This window comes from Pseudomonas sp. R15(2017) (assembly GCF_002112685.1).
Classification (GTDB): domain Bacteria; phylum Pseudomonadota; class Gammaproteobacteria; order Pseudomonadales; family Pseudomonadaceae; genus Aquipseudomonas; species Aquipseudomonas glycinae.
The window spans coordinates 45,259-63,580 of the sequence record NZ_NEII01000020.1 but is presented as its reverse complement, the minus strand read 5'-3'; the positions used below and the strand labels follow the sequence as shown (position 1 = coordinate 63,580).

The window sequence follows — 18,322 nt, the reverse complement described above, 5'->3', positions numbered from 1 at the left end:
AAGTCAGCGTGTAATCGCGTTGACTGCGTTTTGCGCCCGAATCCATTGCACCCTCCTGATAAGAAGCCAGAAGGTGTAAACCTTATTCAGGACGAGACACCACGCACAAAAAAGCCCGCAGACAATCACTCGTCTGCGGGCTTGTTTGTAACTGGCTTAAGGCTTAAGCCCGACGCTCATGCATCCGCGCCAGTTGCCGCTCAAGCATCGACGGATAAGGCTCCATCAACCGCTCCACGCAGCAAGCCCCCTCAGGGCTGGCAATCGGCCGGATCCGTGCACGCTGGCGAATCAGCGCGTCATCACCGATCTTGCGCTCCACCAGCAACAGGTTGCGGCTGTGTTGCGACAGGGCCAGCGCGTCCTGGGCGGAATCGGTCAGCAACAGGTCGATCTGGCTCAGGCCGAACAGTTCGTCGCCGAGGGTCAGGCCCAACTGCAATTGCAGGGTGATGCCGCTGTCGGCGACTTCGATCTGCAACTGGTGGCCCAGCGCTCGCAGCAGTTCGCCGCAGCAGATGGCGTTGGTCAGGTAATCGTCGCCGCTGTCTTCGGTGTGGAACAGCATCAGCGTGCTGCCGTCGTTCAGGGTTTCGATTTCGCCCTGGTACAACGAAGCGGCCTGTTCCAGGCAATCGCGATAGCGATCCTGCAACTCTTCCAGTCGTGCCCGCGGCAAGCGGCGCAGTTGTTCCTGCGAGCCCAGTTGCACCGCCAGCACCGCCGTGTGTTGCGGCACGCTCGGGGTCGGGCGGCGCACGGCCGGTTGCGCGGCATCGCTCAGCGACTCGTCACGCAGATCGGCGAACGGGTCTTCGTCATCGTCGTCTTCAACGGTGCTGACCACATGGCGTGGCGCGGGCTTCTGCGCGGCCATCGGGCGGCTTTTGTCAAAACTTGGATCACGCAGGTTGCGCACTTCGAATTCCGGCTCGTCGTCCTCGAACTCGGGCTCCGGCTCGGGCTCCGGTTCGGCCGGCTCCGGGGCGTAGTTGGCGTGCAACTGGCGGGCAAGATCGCCGATCTCGTCCTGACGCTCGATCCCCGGCGTGTATTCGTCGATCCGGCGCAGCCATACACGCAGTTGCAGCAGCGGCGTGGAAATGTGCCGGCCCAGACGCAGGCTCAGGGCCAGGGACAGTGCCAGCAGGATCGCACTCAGGATGCCCATGCTTTGCAGGCTGATGGTCATCGGCTGCTGGAACTGATCCATGTCCAGGCTGATGCGCAGTTGCCCGGCGGTCACGTCCTGGAAGGTGATCTTGCTCTCGTACATGCCCTCGGCTTCGCCGAGCAGGCCGTGCTTGGGCCGCTGACCGGACTCGGCGAGGATGCGGTTGTCCACGCTGTAGATGGCGGCGTGGGCCACCAGCTTGTTCTTGGTCAGGTTGTTGAGCAGCACGTTGAGGCTGAGGATGTCGTTGGACACCAGCAGTTCGGTGGCGGAGGTGGCGGTCTGCGTGGTCAGGCTTTCGCCCAGCGCATCGGCCTGCTCGTGCATGGCCTGCTTGAACTGCAGGCCCATCACGCAGGCATAGATCACCAGGGCCAGGGCGACCAGGATCACGTTATGGCTGGCAATGCGCAATGCAATCGGTACACGGCGGTGGCGCAGTGCACGGAAGATCAGCAGAAAGAAGTTATCGGTTTTAACTGGCGTGGGCCGGTTCACTGAGCTCGGCTCTTTTGTCCGTGAAGTTGACGCGCAGTATAGCGACAGGCCCTAGACCGGCAAAGCGCTGGCGGTGCCCGATGGTCACTGAAAGTGGGTAGAATGCGGTTTTTTTCCAGTTGCGGGGGTGCGCGTTGCGCGAAATCGTCCTGATTAACATCACGGGAGTCGACCGTCCTGGTCTGACGGCGGCCATTACCGGTGTACTGGCCCAGGGTGGTGTGAATATCCTCGACATCGGTCAGGCGGTGATCCACGACATGCTGTCGTTCGGCATCCTCGTGGAAATTCCCGACTCCGAGCAAGGCAAGTCGGTGCTCAAGGACATCCTGTTCAAGGGCTATGAGCTCGATCAGCAGGTGCGCTTCACCCCGGTGTCCGAAGAGGATTACCAGCAATGGGTGGGCAATCAGGGCAAGAAGCGCCACATCGTTACCCTGCTGACCCGCAAGGTCACCGCCGGCCAGTTGCAGGCCGTGAGCTCGATCACCGCCAAATACGGCCTGAACATCGACCATATCGACCGTCTGTCGGGTCGTATGCCGCTGGACACCCCGGCTGACAAGGGCAAGGGCTGCATCGAGTTCTCCGTGCGCGGCGAAGCCGCCGATCCGCAAGCCCTGCGCGCCGAGTTCCTCAGCGTGGCACAGGAGCTGAACGTCGACATCGCCTTCCAGGAAGATTCGCTGTTCCGTCGCAACCGTCGTCTGGCGGTGTTCGACATGGACTCGACCCTGATCGAAGCCGAAGTCATCGACGAACTGGCCAAAGCCGCCGGCGTTGGCGATCAGGTTTCGCAAATCACCGAGCGGGCAATGGCCGGCGAGCTGGACTTCCGCGCCAGCTTCAAAGAGCGCCTGGCGCTGCTCAAGGGCCTGGATGTCAGCGTGCTCGATTCGATCGGCGCCTCGCTGCGCCTGACCGAAGGCGCCGAAACCCTGTTCGCCGAACTCAAGCGACTGGGCTACAAGACCGCGATCCTGTCGGGCGGCTTCACCTACTTCGCCAAGCAACTTCAGGCCAGGCTCGGTATCGACTATGTGTTCGCCAACGAACTGGAAGTGGTCGACGGCAAGTGCACCGGCGTGGCGATCGAGCCGATCGTCGATGCCCAGCGCAAGGCCGATCTGCTGAAGCAACTGGCTGAAAAAGAAGGTTTGCGTCTGGAGCAGACCATCGCCGTGGGCGATGGCGCCAATGACCTGCCGATGCTGGCGATTGCCGGTCTGGGCGTGGCGTTCCGCGCCAAACCGCTGGTCAAGCAGTCGGCGAAGCAGGCGATCTCGACCCTCGGTCTGGATGGTGTGCTGTACCTGCTGGGCTTCCGCGATCGCGACGGGCAGCTCTGACCCAGGCACAGGATCGCAGCCCTTGGCTGCGGTCCTGGCTCAAAGGGATTTCCACAACGAGTCGAAATCCTCTTCACTCTCGCCATTTTTGGCGGTCTCCAGCGAGCGATAGGCGAACTGATTGAAACTGTGTGTGCTCGCCACCCGCCGATCCAGCCCGGCGCGGTGTTCTTCGCCCTGGGTGTTGATCAGCACTTTGTTGCCTTCCTGAAACGGCAGCCGTGGTGCCAATAGCGTCGCGGGCAAGTCGATGGCGCTGATTTCCGGCAGTAGCAAACCTCGCAAATAATGACTGTGATCATCCCGCGTGCGCACCAGCTGCAAGCCGCAGGGCTGAGCGTGTGGCGCCACCAATTCGATGCCCATCTGCGTCCCCGCGCCGCGCACCTGGCGGATCCAGCGTACGACGGCAATGCTCCAGCCTTGATTGAGGCTGTCCTGAATCCCGATCATTTCCCCGGCCTGTAATTCAGCGGGTACTTCTTTTGGCCAGGCCAGGCAGTAACCACCGGGGCTGTGGTTGATGACCGGCAATGCATAGGTCGGGTAATGCGGCCGGCTGTCAGTGTCGCTTTCGTCGTCGGCCAGCGGTTCGTAGCGGATCTCTTCGTAAGGCAAAAACTCGTCGGCCTTGCTCTGCGGCGCGGCATCGAACGCCTGGCTCCAGCCGTCCTTTTCGCCCTGAACCACCGCGCGGCTGAAATTTGCCGCACGGGTTCCGGGGTGCTTTAGCAGTTCGCTGAAAGTGCGTTCGCCGCCCAGGTAAAAGTGCAGGGCGCTCATGCCGACGCACACGGTCAAGTTGCCCTGGCCGACGGTGCGCTGGAAGCTGCGTTCGGCGGCTTCGCCCCAAGTCGCGTGCAAATGTTGCAGGGTGTCGAGGGTCAGGCCGGCCGGCACGGGCAGCGGCGTCGTTGCGTCCTGCTGCAGAAGGTGGGCCTCGATGGCATTCACCAGCGGTTGCGGATCGAAACCGAGCAAGCCTGCCTGTTGCTCGCTGCGGAACTGGGAGCGGTAGCGCGGGCCGGCGTCGATGTCTGTCGAGACCGCGAACAAGCCCGCGCCCGGATTGGCGGGCTGCAGTTTCAGCCACGCGCTCCACGGTTCCACTACTTGGGCCAGGCGCGCGATCTGATTCTGCCGCAACTGATTGCAGCGTGCGCTACCCAGCAGCAGGGCGGCGAGGTAGGTCTGTTCGACGCTCAACTCGCCGGTCAGACTGGCGAGGTCGTCTCGCACCCGGCGATGCTGCAGTTGCAGTTCGCAGGCGCAGCGAAACAATTGATGCAGTTCGAACCACAGCTGTTCCGGTGCGGCGCTGTACAACTGCGCGGCGCGAACCAGTTGCCCTTTGAGTGCATGAGCCGCCCGTTGCAGCGCTTCGCTCACCAATGCCGCGCGATCCCGCGAGTACTTGGGTGCAATCCGCACAATGATCTGTTTGTAACCGATGGCCAGCTGACTTTGCAGGGCCTGGCACAGATTGCTGATCTTGCGTGAGCGCTCATCGAGCATGATCGCCTGATGCAGAAAATGCCGCTCCAGATGCTGGCAGACGAAATACACCTCGGGCCGCAACAGCTCCAGCAAATGCAGGCGGTTGTCGCTGGGGGTCAGCAATTGATTGATTTCGCCGAGGCCTTGATACAGCAGGCGCGCGGTTTCGCCGATGTTGGCCTTGGGCAGATCGGCAATCCAGCGCCTGAGGTCGCGTGGGGTGGCTTCACAGAAAGACAAGCGCAACTGCGTGGGTGTCGGGGTAGCCAGTGGTGGTCGGGATCGTGGCTCACTCATGCCGTGACAAGCTCCGGCGGCGAATAGGGCAATGCCAAAACTTTAGCAGTTGTGGTCCGTTTCGCTGGCGTTTGTCAGGCTTTTTTACCGTTGGTCTGCTGGCCTGGTGCCATTTCCGCAGGCGCTACTAGGCTGTCTGACGTGCGATCGGAAACGCACGGTTGCACGGCCTGCCGTCAACGTCGGGGCAGGTCTCCCGAAACTTCAAGGAGATGAGGTTCATGTCTAAATACGCAGTGGCAAATCAATGGGGCGGTAGTTCGGCACCTTGGCATCCGGGTGGAACCTGGGTGCTGGGCGCGCGGGACAACCAGAACGTCGTGGCGATCGACATCAAGTCCGGCGACGGTGGCAAAACCTTTACCGGCACCATGACCTACGCCGGCGAAGGCCCTATTGGCTTCAAGGCTCAGCGCACTGGCCAGAACCAGTACAACGTCGAAAACCAGTGGGGTGGCAACGATGCCCCCTGGCATCCAGGTGGCAAGTGGGTGATCGGCGGGCGGGATAACCAGAACGTTATCGCGTTGAGTGTCACGTCCAATGACGGAGGGAAAAACCTCAGTGGCACCAATACCTACGCCAACGAAGGGCCGATCGGCTTCCGTGGGCAGATAGAGTAACGGCGCCACCCAGGTCGTATCCGCCCCTTCGCAGACGTGCGAAAGGGCGGATCAACCGGTTCAGGCGTTCGACTGTGCCAGGGCCTGACCCATCTGTACCGGCGAGCCGGCTTTCAATTCTTCAACCCACTTCACCTGATCCGGCCCGAACAGCACAATCGCGGTCGAACCCAGCTTGAAGCGCCCCAGTTCCGCACCTTTTTCCAGATGGATCGGCGCACGGGCGGCTTCGTCGTAGCGGAAGGTTTTCAGTTCGCGCTTCGGCGGCGTGACCAGACCGGCCCATACGGTTTCGATCGATGCCACGATCATCGCGCCCACCAGCACCACGGCCATCGGCCCGCGCTCGGTGTCGAAGATGCACGCCACGCGCTCGTTGCGGGCGAACAGTTCAGGAACGTTTTCCGCGGTGGTCTGGTTGACCGAGAAGATCCGGCCCGGAATGTAGACCATTTCGCGCAGGGTGCCGGCCAGCGGCATGTGCACGCGGTGGTAGTCCTTCGGTGACAGGTAAACAGTGGCGAATTCACCGCCCATGAACGGCGCCGCATTGGCCGCGTCGCCGCCCAGCAGTTCCAGCACGCTGAAGCTGTGGCCCTTGGCCTGGAAGATGCGGCCGTGCTCGATCGGGCCGAGCTGGCTGATCGCGCCGTCGGCCGGGCTGAGGATCGCGCCCGGGGTCTGGTCCAGCGGACGTGCGCCGTCTTTCAGGGCGCGGGTGAAGAAGGCGTTGAAATGCTCGTAAGCGGTCACGTCTTCAACCAGTGCCTGCGACATGTCCACTTGATAACGCTTGGCGAACCAGGTGGTGAAGGCATTCTTGAACCAGCGCACGCGGCACTCGGCGACGCAGCCGGCCAGGCGCGACAGCAAGTGATGCGGCAACAGGTATTGGCTGATGATAAACAAACGCTCTTTCATGACTGTCCTTAAAAATCCTTAAAGCTCGACGGGGGTGTCGGGGTGGTTGCCCCATTCGCCCCAGGAACCGGCGTAGCCCTTGACCCGCGGATAACCGAGGGCCTTGGCCACCAGATAAGTGAAACCGGACCGGTGATGGGTCTGGCAGTGGGTAATGATTTCTTTGTCCTTGGTGATCCCGAGGTTTTCCAGGATCTGCGGCATGTCGGTACGGATGCGCAATTGACGCGCCTGATCCATGCCCGCCGTCCATTCGAAATTGACGGCGCCGGGGATGTGCCCGCCCTTGGCCGCCAGGACCTTCTCACCGGAATACTCCAGCGGCCCGCGAGCGTCCCAGATCGCCAGGTCTGCGGCACCGAGACGGCTTTGCAGGTACTCGCGGGTGGCGGTCGGTTCCTCGTGCAGGGTCAGGGCAACCGGGCCGCCCGCCGCCGGAGGAATCTGGATCGACATCGGCGAACCTTCCGCCAGCCACGCTGGCAGACCGCCGTCGAGGTAGTGGTATTTGTCATGACCGATCACGTCGAGCAGCCAGATGAAGCGCCCGGCCCAGCCGCCGCCTTCGTCGTCATAGACCACGTAGACCGCATCTTTGCGATGACCCAGCTCACCGAACAGTTCTTCGAGTTTTTCCTTGCTCGGCAACAGCCCCGGAGCCGGCGCCTGACCCAGCTGGGTGCGTTTCGGATCGACGAAGCGTGCGCCGGGAATATGTCCCTCGGCGTAGCGGGCGGCACTGGTCAGATCCACCAGAATCAGATCGCGGGATTCGAGGCGCGGCAGCAGGTCGCTCGGCTCGATCACCAGGGCCAGGCCAGAGAAATCAGACATGTGAGGTCTCCAGAGCACAAAGGGGAAGGATTGTAGCTGTCATTGGCCGCGCTGGCTAAAACTGTGCAGGGCTTTCTCGATGCACTGCGCGGTTTTGCCGAAGGCTTGCACGGTGATGTCGGCGAACGGCCCGCCACCCTGGTCGGCGACCACGATCATGATCACCCGGCCGTTGTTCACTAGTGAACGCAGGAACAGGTGTTCACCACGGAAAAGGGCGCGCAGCGAGGGCGGCAGCAGGGCGGAAAACTGGGCGTTGTTGTCCGGGGTGATCCGCACTTGCGCCTGCTGCGCGAGCAAGCGTTGCAACACTGAACTCTGGCTGACGACGAAATTCAGCGCAGCGGCGTCCTTCGGCAACCCCGAGGTTTGATGGACGCGCAGATTGGCGTGGCCGCGGTCGGCCATCAGGATCATCACCCGGCGCATGCCGCTGGCGACCAGTGCATCGCGGGCGGCGACGGTCAGGCTCATGGCGTTGGTGAAGCGGCTTGGCACGGCCAGCAGCTCCGCGCATTGCCGGCGCCATTGGCTCAGGTCTTCAGCGGACGGCGCCGCAGCCGACAGCATTCCGGCTGGAAGGCGACGGGTGCCCCACGGCCACAGCAGCGAAAGCGCCGGATGCCAAAGGTCCGGCATGAAATGATGGCGAGCGCTGACGGCGGCCTGTTGGTGCAATTGTTGTTGCACCTCGTCCATCGAGATTTGCAGGTAGAGGCTGGTCAGGAATTGCCAGCGCTCACTGTGCGGACTGTCCCAGGCCTGTTGCGCCGACAGTGCCAGTCCGTTGGCCAGCAACACGGTGTTGGCCGGCTGGTTGAGCCAGCGGCGCAGGGTCGGGTCGTCATCAAGGCGATTCTGCTGGCGCAACGGATGATCGACGTCGCGGGCAATGCGCAGGACCTTGACCAGTTCGCGCTGTTCGGTCAGCAGCAGCCGATAACCTTGCTGCACCCAGACCGGCAGACGCCAGACTTGCACCAGCGCCTCGCCGATCTTCAGCAGGCGCACGCCGAACAGCTGCTTTTCCACGACTCGCGCCGATTCACCCTTATGGATAACCCGCACTTCCCACTCTTCAAGCAATTTGGGAAAGGTCAGCGCCAACGGCCACAGCGGCGACAGAAACAAAAGACTGCCCCAATGGATGTCCTGCCATAGTCGCGCCAGTCGGCTGGCGAAAAAACCGTTGGCCTGTTGCGTGGCGTGCTGGCTGATCATCTGCAACTGGCGCAGGGGCTGGGGGATCTGTGCGGCAGGTTCGGCGGGCAGGCGCGCCAGCAACTCTTCGGTGCGACCAAGGCCGAGGCGATTGATCGCCACTTCGAGGTTTTCCGCAGGTGCAGTCATGTTGCCGTGGGTGTGGCGGTTGGCTTCGCGGATGATGCTCAGGGCCAGCGCCGGGCTGTCCTGCATCAGGTCGGCGATGTCGCGCAGCGAGCTGCGGTCATCGCGAATCGCCCGGCAGACCCGGTCATGGGCGTCTTGCGGCACTGGCAGACGAACGCTGTCGAGCAGCTTCACCCAGCCATCGAGTGTGGTCGGTTTTACGTGTGGGACGTTCGTTTCATTAGCCATGTCTGGACGAGATCTTCACTGACTGTAGACGCGCCCGGCATGGGCTAAATTGGCTTTTCGCCTGAACTGGCTATAGTCTGGCGCAGTTTTGCCGATAAGTAGAAGAAGAGATTTTTTAACTTCCGAATATGACCTTGAACCCGACTTAAACAAGTACCTTTCTACCTATGGCTAAAATTATCGGCATCATCGTCGTATTCGCGAGCGTGCTCGGCGGATACGTGCTCTCCCACGGCAAGATTGCCGCCCTGATCCAGCCCTTCGAGGTGATGATCATCGGCGGTGCGGCACTCGGAGCCTTCCTCCAGGCCAACCCCGGCTACATGACGATGCACGTGCTCAAGAAATCCCTGAGCATGTTCAGTTCGCGTTTCAGCCACACGTTCTATCTGGAAGTGCTGGGCCTGATCTACGAGATCCTCAACAAGAGTCGCCGCGAAGGCATGATGGCCATCGAGGGCGACATCGAAGACGCCGCCGCGAGCCCGATCTTCGCCAAGTACCCGGCGGTACTGAAAGACGAACGCATGACCGCGTTCATCTGCGACTACCTGCGCATCATGTCGTCCGGCAACATGGCTCCCCACGAGCTGGAAGGCCTGTTCGACATGGAACTGTACAGCCTGAAGGAAGACCTCGAACATCCGTCCCACGCGGTGAACGGCATCGCGGACGCCATGCCGGGTTTCGGTATCGTCGCGGCGGTACTGGGTATCGTGGTGACCATGGCCTCCCTGGGTGAGGGCGATCAGAAGTCCATCGGTCTGCACGTGGGTGCGGCACTCGTGGGTACCTTCTTCGGTATTCTCGCGGCGTACGGTTTCTTTGGCCCGTTGGCGCACTCCCTGGCCCACGATGCCAAGGAAGAGCTGAACGTCTACGAAGCCATCAAGGCCTCGCTGGTGGCTTCGGCTTCCGGCATGCCGCCGTCGCTGGCTGTCGAGTTCGGTCGCAAGGTTCTGTACCCGGCTCACCGTCCAAGCTTCGCCGAGCTGGAACAAGCCGTTCGCGGTCGTTAAGTCATGGAAAATAACCAGCCGATAATCATCAAGCGCGTCAAGCGCATCGCCGGCGGGCATCACGGCGGGGCGTGGAAGATCGCCTTCGCCGACTTCGCGACGGCGATGATGGCGTTCTTCCTGGTGTTGTGGCTGCTGTCCACCGCGACCCCGGAACAGAAGATCGCCATCGCCGGTTACTTCAAGGACCCGGTCGGTTTCTCCGAAAGCGGCACGCCGTACATCATTGATCTGGGCGGCACGCCGACCCTGGCGCCGGAAAACACCCTCAACCCTGAAGTGAAGTCGCAACCGCAGCCGGACAAGGTCACGGTCGACACCGAACAGGTTGAAGGCATGGCCGAGCAGGTCGAGAAGGAACGTCTGGAACTGTTGCTGCAAGAACTGCAGAACAAGGTCGACGAGAACCCGCAGCTGCAGAAGTTCAAGGATCAGATTCTGTTCGAAATCACGCCGAACGGCTTGCGCATCCAGATCATGGACGCCGAGAACCGGCCGATGTTCGATTCCGGCTCTGCACGCCTGAAGCCGTACTTCGAAGACATCCTGCTGGCCATGGCCGACACCATCAAAGCGGTGCCGAACAAGATCAGCATCAGCGGTCACACCGATGCCAAGCCTTATGTAGGCAATGGCGACTTCGGCAACTGGGAGCTTTCGGCCAACCGCGCCAACGCCGCCCGGCGTGCGCTGGTGGCGGGCAGTTATCCGGACGCTCAAGTGGCGCGGGTTGTTGGTTACGCTTCGTCGGCACTGTTCGACAAGGAGAACCCGTTCAACCCGGTCAACCGCCGTATCGACATCGTGGTGCTGACCAAGAAGGCCCAGGCGGCCATCGAAGGCTCGCAAGGTGCCGACCCGTCGCAACCCGCAGATCAAGGCCAGAACGGCGCGGCGCCGGCCACCCCGGTCGACCCGAACGCCTTGCCGGCAGATCAGCAGCCGGTGCCTGCACACGAGTTGCGCGAACGGCTGAACCTGTTCGACGACACGCTGCCGAAACCGACCGAGCCGGGCGCAGCGGCACCAGCCCCCGTGCCTGCTGCACCGGCCACTGCACCGAAGCAGTGACCCACAAAAAAGCCGACAGCGATGTCGGCTTTTTTTTGTGTCCGGCGGGAAGGCTGGTCACAGACGCATTCCCTGCGGCGCTCGGGCTGACTAAAACCCGCGTCGAATACGGTTTTTCAGCGCGTCATGAAACACTTCGGCGTTTTGTCGATTGGCGGTTCGGGTCGACTGATTTGCCGTGACCGAATCCAGGGTCATGGAGCGCTTGACGCTTCCTTCGGTGCGGTAAGCATCGATGAAGAAGTCCAGATCCCGATCGGTGCTCAGCTTCGGCCATTTGTCCAGATAGTGCGGAAGCTCCGCCGGCCCGGTTCTGAACGAGCAGATTCGTCGGTGGCTGATGGTCGCCTCGCCGATTTCGAACGGCACCCACCACGACAGTGCGGTCTTTTCCGACACCACGGCCAGCAGGTGGCTGCACTCGGTGATGTTACGGGTGATGACACCCGTGATGTCGTCGGTGGTCTGGGATTCAGGATCCAGCACATCAAGGTAGGTCTTGATATTGGCCTGAACCAGGCGGCTGTTGATGGCAATCGCCTGAGCGCGATCGCCGTGGCGGTAGCTGATGAATACGGGCATCAGAAATGTCCTTTGAGCGCTAGCTCTCGATAATAGGCGCCGAGTGCAGTGAGGCGGCAGCCGGTGGAGTGGAGGGCGGCGTAGTACATGTGCTCGGCGTCGACCGGTTCGATCAGGCTGTGGCGGTTGCACATCTGCAACTGTTTGAAGACATCGCCGTGATCGGGATCGAATGCCGCTTCGGTGGGTTCGTAGCTGGGATCGAGCCGGAAGACGAAGCTCGGCTCGGGAAACCAGTCCTTGAGCTTGCGCAGTGTTTCTTCGGCAATCAGCGGCGCGACTTCGCGCAGCGGTACGAATTGCGACACGTTGGTCTTGAACACCGGCCGCTGTTCCCATGCCCCCAGCGCATTGTCGACAAACGAATACACACTGCCCGGCGTGACCTTGCCCAATACATTGGCTGCGCCGCCGTGCAGGGCTTGCAACAGCAGATCGGTGAACACCCCGTGGCCACGGCTTTCCAGCGCCGATTGTTCTTTCTTGCAGGCCGTCAGGATGGTCATGCCTTCGCCGATCACGCTGCTGCCACCGCGCAGACTGCGCATGGCACCTGCTGCGCCGGCCTGGCAGCAATCCAGGATGATGATCTTGTTCTTGATGTGCGGTGCCTGATCGGCCCACGTCAGAATGTCGCTGATGCGAATGCCTTCGCCGCCGTGCCGGAAGTCCTGTGGAATCAGCAGTCCTTCGTCGATGCTGGTGTCGAACTGGCCATGGCCTGCGAAGTACAACAGCGCCACATCGCAGTCGCCGGAAAACAGCTCCCGGATCTGTTGCTTCATCGTGTCGAGTGTCAGGTTCTCCTCGGCTGAAGTCAGTACCTTGCTGCTGAAGTTCGGCCGCCCGTTGGCGTGGCGCTCCAGTACCGATGCCATGGCCATGGCATCGTTGTTACAGCCGCTCAGAGGGGCGACATGGTGGTAGTGGTTGATGCCGATAAACAGTCCCTTGCGCATGGTTACACCGCCGTGTGCAGGCGGATGGCCTTGATGATGCTCTGGGTGTTCCACGCACACTCGGCATGTGCGGCATTGCGTACAACGGTGGAAATCCGTTCGGCACCGAACGGTTTGATCGCGATGATCACCTTGCCCATGCGTCTGGCGATCTCGATTTCCTTGTTGATCCACTTGCTGTAGGTCGAATACATGCCGGCCATGATCAACACCGCCGAGCACGGCCGGATCTTGTTTTCGATCGCCTCCTCAAGCTGCTTGTCGGTGCGTGCACCCATGATCGGATTGTGCGGTGGCACGGAAAAGTTCTTGAAGCAGAAGTCGGGTTGAGCGCCGAGCAGGCGCACCAGATTGTCGTGGGCGTGCGGATGATTCCACGAGTGACTGATGAACAAATGATAGGTCTGCATGGGGTTCCTCGGAGATCGCATAGGTGCGAAGGAAGAACCCAATTTAGGCCTCTGGAAGGGCGCTACAAGGTCTGGGCGGGAAAAGAGAAATGTCCTGCAAACTGAAGTAATCAGGCTTACAGAAAGGGCTTGTGTTTAAGGTGAGGGTGGAAACGCCGGCAGGTTCCGACAACCGGCAGCCCTTGGGGAAGGGCCGCCGACAGGGCTGTTTAGTAACCGTTTTCCGGCAAGCTGGCGATGATCGAGCGGTAGCTGTTCATTCGCTGCTGCTGCACGCGGCCATCTTCCAGGGCCTTGAGCAGTGCGCAACCGGGTTCGCGATCGTGTTTGCAATCGCGGAAGCGGCAGGTGCCGAGCAGATCGTTGAACTCGATGAAGCCGGCTTCGACGTCGGCGCGGCTGACGTGGCCGAGGCCGAATTCACGGATGCCCGGGGAGTCGATCAACTCGCCACCGCCAGGGAAGTGGAACAGGCGCGCAGTGGTCGTGGTGTGCGTGCCCTGACCGGACAGCTCGGACAGCGGGCCGACGCGGGTTTCGACTTCCGGCAGCAGGCTGTTGACCAAGGACGACTTGCCGACACCGGACTGACCAACGAACACGCTGATGCGCCCGTCGAGCTGTTTCTGCAATTGCTCCATGCCGTTGCCGTGGTGCGCCGAGACTTCCAGCACCGGATAGCCGAGTGTGCGGTAGACCGCCAGCAGGGCGTTCAGCGCCGGGGCGTTCTGCTCGTCGATCAGGTCGAACTTGTTCAGCAGCAGCAACGGACGGATGCCGGCGTGTTCGGCGGCGACCAGATATCGGTCGATCAGGTTGGCGTGGGGCTCGGGCAGCGGGGCGAAGACGATGACGATCATGTCGACGTTGGCGGCCACCGGCTTGAGCTGGCCACGGCTGTCCGGACGGCACAGCTCGGTGGTGCGCGGCAGTTGCGCGACGATTACGCCGATGCCTTGGTTGCCGGCGCGCCAGACCACCTGGTCGCCGGTCACCAATGCAGGCAGATTGGCGCGCAGGTGGCAGCGGAAGACCTGGCCGGCCAGTTCGCCGTCAACGGCCTCGACCTCGACCTGCACACCGAAGTGGGCAATCACCAGGCCGTGCTGTTCCGGGCCCAGGTCGCCGCCTTCGAGCGCCTCGACAGCCGAGGACTCGCGTTTGGCGGCGCGGGCGGCGCGCTCGCCCTGAATCTTTTCGATGCGCCAGTTTTGACGACGATTGAGTTGGCGTTTGGCCATGGGTGTTCCGTCTGAAGAATGCAGCGATTAGGTAAAACGGCCGCGAGTTTAGCACGCCCGGCAGGCTGCCTAGGCTAAACTGCGCAGCATTGCTCAGGAGCCGAAATATGCAAAACCCGCAGAATCTGATCTGGATCGACCTGGAAATGACCGGTCTGGATCCGGAAAACGACGTGATCATCGAAATGGCCACCATCGTCACCGACAGTGACCTGAACACCCTGGCCGAAGGCCCGGTGATCGCCATCCACCACAGCGACGAAGTCCTCGCCCGCATGGACGAGTGGAACACCCGCACCCACGGCAACTCGGGTCTGACCCAGCGCGTGCGTGAAAGCCGTGTCAGCATGGCCGAGGCTGAAGCCGAAACCATCGCCTTCCTCGAGCAGTGGGTGCCGAAGGGCAAGTCGCCGATCTGTGGCAACAGCATCTGCCAGGATCGCCGCTTCCTTTATACCCACATGAAGGCGCTGGAAAGCTACTTCCACTACCGCAACCTCGACGTCTCCACGCTCAAGGAACTGGCCGCGCGCTGGGCACCGGACGTGCGTGACAGCTTCAAGAAGGGCAGCACTCACCTCGCACTGGATGACATCCGCGAATCCATCGCCGAGCTGCAGCACTACCGCAAGCATTTCATCAAGTTCTGAGATCGGCACCCACGCCGGGGCGCCCTCTTTTGGTGCCTCGGCGAAGTGAGTAGACTGCGCGCCTTCCTGCCAGGATCGCCACCATGTTGCTGATGCTCTACCTCGTCGCTATTACTGCCGAAGCCATGACCGGCGCCCTGTCTGCGGGCCGTCGCGGCATGGACTGGTTTGGCGTGGTGCTGATTGCCTGCGTCACCGCATTGGGCGGCGGTTCGGTGCGTGACGTGCTGCTCGGGCACTACCCGCTGACCTGGGTCAAACACCCGGAATATCTGGTACTGACCACAGTCGCGGCGATGATCACCGTGTTCACGGCTCGCTGGATGCGCCATCTGCGCTCGCTGTTTCTGGTGCTCGACGCGGTCGGTCTGGTGGCGTTTACCCTGATCGGTTGCATGACCGCCCTGGAAATGGGCCACGGGATGCTGGTGGCCTCGGTCAGCGGCGTGATCACCGGTGTATTCGGCGGCATCCTGCGCGATATCTTCTGCAACGATATTCCGTTGATCTTCCGCCGTGAGCTGTATGCCAGCGTCTCTTTTGCAGCTGCCTGGTGTTACATGCTGTGCCTGTATCTCAATGTGCCGAGTGAGCAGGCAATTCTGATTACCCTGTTTGGTGGTTTTCTGTTGCGATTGTTGGCGATTCGTTTTCATTGGGAAATGCCGAAGTTTGTCTATAACGACGAACATTGATATCTGTTGCAGCTGATTGATTTTTCCTGATTGCAAGTTTCGGAATGCTTGCAAGAGCATGTTTCTTACATTTTTCGCTTTGTTGGCTGTTTTGAAGCCGTGTTATTTCTTTTGTTGATGGGTTGTCAAAGGCAACCCTTGAATAGAACTCTTCAAAGGAAATGAATCATGAGTGAAATCGAGAGTACAACGTCGCATCAGCAAACTGCTCCGCCTGTTCTCGAAGGACTTGCCAGTTTCAAGGTGAAGTTTGATGCCGGTGATAGCACCAGTATTAAATCGCTGTACGGTAATGGCCGCATGCAGGTGAAGGTGCAAGTTCTGGTTTCCGGGGTGGACGCCAACGGCGATGCCATGCATGTGCCGGAAGATGTAATAAATAGCATAGAGCTTATCCATTACAGCACTGGCAGAACATTGCGTGATGGCTGGGCCGCGAGCACCGAGCAGGGACGTTACACCCTTGAGGCGCAAACTTCGGCTGCCGCCGGTGTCGACCACGACGACGATGCTGAAAGCGACAGCGTCCATCCGCAGGTTCGCACTTTCTGGGTATCCTCATCGGTCGCGGGAACGACCAGGATTGCTGCACGCTTGTCACTGAACGGGCTGAGGATTCTCAGTAACGGGACCACGCTGTCCAGTGTTCATGACAGCAGCGTAACGATTGAGTCCCAAACGCCTGCGGCTTATGCCATCGAGCAATTCCGCTGGTATCAAGCCCGGCGCGGTAATGAGCAGCCCGGTAATCGTATCTTCAACTACTACCTGGGACTTTACCCACAGGGGCAGCAGATCAAGCTGGTTGATTGGATTGCAGACGGAGCTGAAGCCGGCGAGAACTATGCTTTTGCCGGGGGTAACAAGTTAGAGGAGTCGAGTACCAATTTTATGCTGGCCACTTTTGTCCGCCCGGAACGAAACACGCTGGACGTACAACTGCCATTTAATGGGGATCCCATTGCGTTCCTTTTTTCCGAGGCTGTTACACGAGAGTCCAAAAAGTACTCTGTCAGGGTCAATGATCACGACGGAGAACTGACGGTTGTTCAGGCGCTGTCCGAATATTCTGAACTTGCACCAAGCTCCAGGTACGGCGAAGTTCTTCACTTCCGTGCTATTGATCAACACGGCACCGAGCACAAGCTGGCATTCAGGCTGGATTTTCATACGCGCAATTTCACACTGGAACGAGGTTGAGTCGATACATCGCTGATGCTGATCGGGCAGGAGTGGTAGGTATATATGCGCATTTATACTGCAAGTATCGATAGAGTGTGATGTTCAACTATCAGGTACTCGCATGGAACGTGCAGTACTTATGACTCGCGTTGGCCCTTTGGTTTGCGGGGCCAGCGCAACGACACCTCAAGGATGAGCGCTCATGGCTGACAAAATGCCAAAGGTCAAACCTGTTGCTACCCCAAGCAACTCACCCGATTTCAGTATCGATGTTTCACATCGGCTACCGCTTCCTGCTTCTGCAGCGCCGCAGATATCCATGCCGAATCGACTGGAGCCGTCGCACATTTTCTCCCGGCAAGATATGGGCGCACTGACGCAGGAAACCAGCGTGAGTGCGGCCCCGATCTCTTTGGTAACCAATGAGCTCGCGATACTTTCGGCGCTCCCCTCGCTGGCAGACTATTGGATACCCAAATCAGCACACCTCGGCGAAGCCGATGCGCAAGGCATCCGGATGTACAAGGGGCGGCAGTTTGTGCAAGTCGCCGACGACCGTTTCGTGCAAGTGGTTCCTGATGTGGAGAGTGGCTTGTTTCGTGCCACTAAAGCCAGAGAACTCGAACCCTCCGGTCCGCTGTTGAAGCCGAATGGCGAAGGCAGATTCTGGGATGCGGTAGACAGCATTGATTCGCTTGATCGACTTGAAAGTCTCGACCCGGTACGCAATCGGATGTCCGTTGCCGAGCGCGTACGTGATCTTTATCCGCAGATCCCGGACGAGGAAGTGGCGACGTTTATCAACCAGCGCTTGAGGAGTGATCCATTCGGCGTAATGACGCGGCTCGAAAAAGAGTTCGCGATGTTGCGTGACGAACTGGCGATATGGAGTGCCGGCGAGGCCTCGCCTCACTCACATTCACATTCACATTCGCAATCGTCAGCGCAGGGCCGTGCGCTGACGCTTGCCGGAGAACGCCAGGCTCGTGAGCAATTCAGCGCAGTGCTGCAAGATATCTGGCAACGCAAGTCGGTATCGCGATGGGGATACGGTGACGATCATTTTTCGTCGAACATCGATTTTTCTGGTGAGTTGCCAAGGTTATCCGCGCGGTTCGAATATGTAACAGAATTAATATTAACCGCGCAGGTAACCAGTGCGCGAATAGGCGCGTTCCTCGACAGTTTTCCCAATGTCCAATACTTGATGATCACTGGCGTAAGAGCGGAAGAGTTTCCGTCAGGAATCTTTCAAATGCGTGAATTGCGCGAGCTTACATTGAAAAATTGCTCGCTTGGACTTACGGAGGTGACGGCTGAGGGGCTGTCTCGAATAGAAACACTCACATTGCTGAATCTGGCACACAATCCTCTGACAGTCACCCCGCATGTGGGCTTCATGTCGGAATTGAAAGAGTTGATGCTGCATGATGCCAACCTTTCCAGTATTCCTTCAGGAATAAGCACGCCGAAAGAACTCGGAGTGTTGGCGTTGCAGAATAATAATATTTCAGATGTTGGTGATGAGTTATTCGATGTTCCGGATACACAACATTTGTTTGTCGGGCTGGTGAACAACCCGTTGAATAACGTATCGAGGCAACGAATTGGTCATTATCTGGAAGATGCCAGCATGGATCGAAAAATAGAAATTCAGATGGATGAGCCACTTTCAGAGGTGGAGTCCGACAGTGAATCCGCAGAGAGCGGATTCGGGACGGACTCAGACAGTAACTGAGTGT

17 protein-coding genes are annotated in these 18,322 nt (G+C 59.9%); 8 read left to right on the top strand and 9 right to left on the bottom strand.

Annotated elements, in window-relative coordinates; all coding sequences use genetic code 11:
- Positions 1-163 precede the first annotated feature (163 nt).
- Positions 164-1,672 carry an AhpA/YtjB family protein gene (locus tag CAF77_RS27985; RefSeq protein ID WP_064379077.1) on the bottom strand — a complete coding sequence of 503 codons (1,509 nt, stop codon included), beginning with the start codon at positions 1,670-1,672 and terminating at the stop codon, positions 164-166.
- A 134-nt stretch (positions 1,673-1,806) separates the two neighbouring features.
- On the opposite strand from CAF77_RS27985, the gene serB reads away from it, so the two are divergent.
- Positions 1,807-3,021 (top strand): phosphoserine phosphatase SerB, encoded by a 1,215-nt coding sequence (gene serB, locus CAF77_RS27980; RefSeq protein WP_064379078.1) that lies wholly within the window; start codon positions 1,807-1,809, stop codon positions 3,019-3,021.
- A 39-nt stretch (positions 3,022-3,060) separates the two neighbouring features.
- On the opposite strand, the gene CAF77_RS27975 is transcribed toward serB, so the two are convergent.
- The gene (locus tag CAF77_RS27975) at positions 3,061-4,815 is read right to left on the bottom strand and encodes a hypothetical protein (RefSeq protein WP_064379079.1); all 1,755 of its coding nucleotides are present in this window, start codon (positions 4,813-4,815) and stop codon (positions 3,061-3,063) included.
- Positions 4,816-5,036: 221 nt separating this feature from the next.
- Here CAF77_RS27975 and CAF77_RS27970 point away from each other — a divergent pair, with 221 nt between their 5' ends.
- Positions 5,037-5,438, top strand: a complete 402-nt coding sequence (locus CAF77_RS27970) for a hypothetical protein (protein WP_064379080.1) — start codon at positions 5,037-5,039, stop codon at positions 5,436-5,438.
- A 60-nt stretch (positions 5,439-5,498) separates the two neighbouring features.
- Here the strand turns inward: CAF77_RS27970 and asd are convergent, their stop codons facing one another.
- Genes asd through CAF77_RS27955 form a run of 3 tightly spaced genes read right to left on the bottom strand, consistent with a single transcriptional unit; the run spans position 5,499 to position 8,771 of the window.
- Positions 5,499-6,359: an archaetidylserine decarboxylase gene (gene asd, locus CAF77_RS27965; RefSeq protein ID WP_064379081.1), complete on the bottom strand. Its 861-nt coding sequence runs from the start codon at positions 6,357-6,359 to the stop codon at positions 5,499-5,501.
- Between the two features lie 18 nt (positions 6,360-6,377).
- Positions 6,378-7,193: a rhodanese-like domain-containing protein gene (locus CAF77_RS27960; RefSeq protein ID WP_064379082.1), complete on the bottom strand. Its 816-nt coding sequence runs from the start codon at positions 7,191-7,193 to the stop codon at positions 6,378-6,380.
- Between the two features lie 39 nt (positions 7,194-7,232).
- Positions 7,233-8,771 (bottom strand): HDOD domain-containing protein, encoded by a 1,539-nt coding sequence (locus tag CAF77_RS27955; protein WP_064379083.1) that lies wholly within the window; start codon positions 8,769-8,771, stop codon positions 7,233-7,235.
- Between the two features lie 167 nt (positions 8,772-8,938).
- On the opposite strand from CAF77_RS27955, the gene motA reads away from it, so the two are divergent.
- Entirely contained in the window at positions 8,939-9,790 is an 852-nt protein-coding gene (motA, locus tag CAF77_RS27950; protein ID WP_007952169.1) for a flagellar motor stator protein MotA, read from the top strand.
- A gap of 3 nt (positions 9,791-9,793) precedes the next feature.
- Entirely contained in the window at positions 9,794-10,861 is a 1,068-nt protein-coding gene (motB, locus tag CAF77_RS27945) for a flagellar motor protein MotB (RefSeq protein WP_064379084.1), read from the top strand.
- Between the two features lie 90 nt (positions 10,862-10,951).
- Here the strand turns inward: motB and CAF77_RS27940 are convergent, their stop codons facing one another.
- The 4 genes from CAF77_RS27940 to rsgA all read right to left on the bottom strand — a co-directional run bounded on the left by CAF77_RS27940 (position 10,952) and on the right by rsgA (position 14,053).
- Positions 10,952-11,443 carry a toll/interleukin-1 receptor domain-containing protein gene (locus CAF77_RS27940; protein WP_064379085.1) on the bottom strand — a complete coding sequence of 164 codons (492 nt, stop codon included), beginning with the start codon at positions 11,441-11,443 and terminating at the stop codon, positions 10,952-10,954.
- On the bottom strand, positions 11,443-12,402 hold the full coding sequence (locus tag CAF77_RS27935) for a caspase family protein (RefSeq protein WP_064379086.1): 960 nt from the start codon (positions 12,400-12,402) through the stop codon (positions 11,443-11,445). The genes CAF77_RS27940 and CAF77_RS27935 overlap by 1 nt, the downstream gene beginning before the upstream one ends.
- Before the next feature lie 2 nt (positions 12,403-12,404).
- Positions 12,405-12,812 (bottom strand): TIR domain-containing protein, encoded by a 408-nt coding sequence (locus CAF77_RS27930; RefSeq protein WP_064379087.1) that lies wholly within the window; start codon positions 12,810-12,812, stop codon positions 12,405-12,407.
- Positions 12,813-13,021: 209 nt separating this feature from the next.
- Positions 13,022-14,053, bottom strand: coding sequence for a small ribosomal subunit biogenesis GTPase RsgA (gene rsgA, locus CAF77_RS27925; protein WP_007950741.1), 1,032 nt, complete (start codon positions 14,051-14,053; stop codon positions 13,022-13,024).
- 107 nt (positions 14,054-14,160) lie between these two features.
- On the opposite strand from rsgA, the gene orn reads away from it, so the two are divergent.
- The 4 genes from orn (at position 14,161) to CAF77_RS27905 (ending at position 18,318) form a co-directional block, all read left to right on the top strand.
- Positions 14,161-14,703 carry an oligoribonuclease gene (gene orn / locus CAF77_RS27920; protein WP_011332176.1) on the top strand — a complete coding sequence of 181 codons (543 nt, stop codon included), beginning with the start codon at positions 14,161-14,163 and terminating at the stop codon, positions 14,701-14,703.
- Between the two features lie 83 nt (positions 14,704-14,786).
- The gene (locus tag CAF77_RS27915) at positions 14,787-15,398 is read left to right on the top strand and encodes a trimeric intracellular cation channel family protein (RefSeq protein WP_064379088.1); all 612 of its coding nucleotides are present in this window, start codon (positions 14,787-14,789) and stop codon (positions 15,396-15,398) included.
- 168 nt (positions 15,399-15,566) lie between these two features.
- Positions 15,567-16,598, top strand: coding sequence for a hypothetical protein (locus CAF77_RS27910; RefSeq protein WP_064379089.1), 1,032 nt, complete (start codon positions 15,567-15,569; stop codon positions 16,596-16,598).
- Positions 16,599-16,782: 184 nt separating this feature from the next.
- On the top strand, positions 16,783-18,318 hold the full coding sequence (locus CAF77_RS27905) for a leucine-rich repeat domain-containing protein (RefSeq protein ID WP_139831649.1): 1,536 nt from the start codon (positions 16,783-16,785) through the stop codon (positions 18,316-18,318).
- Positions 18,319-18,322 lie beyond the last annotated feature (4 nt).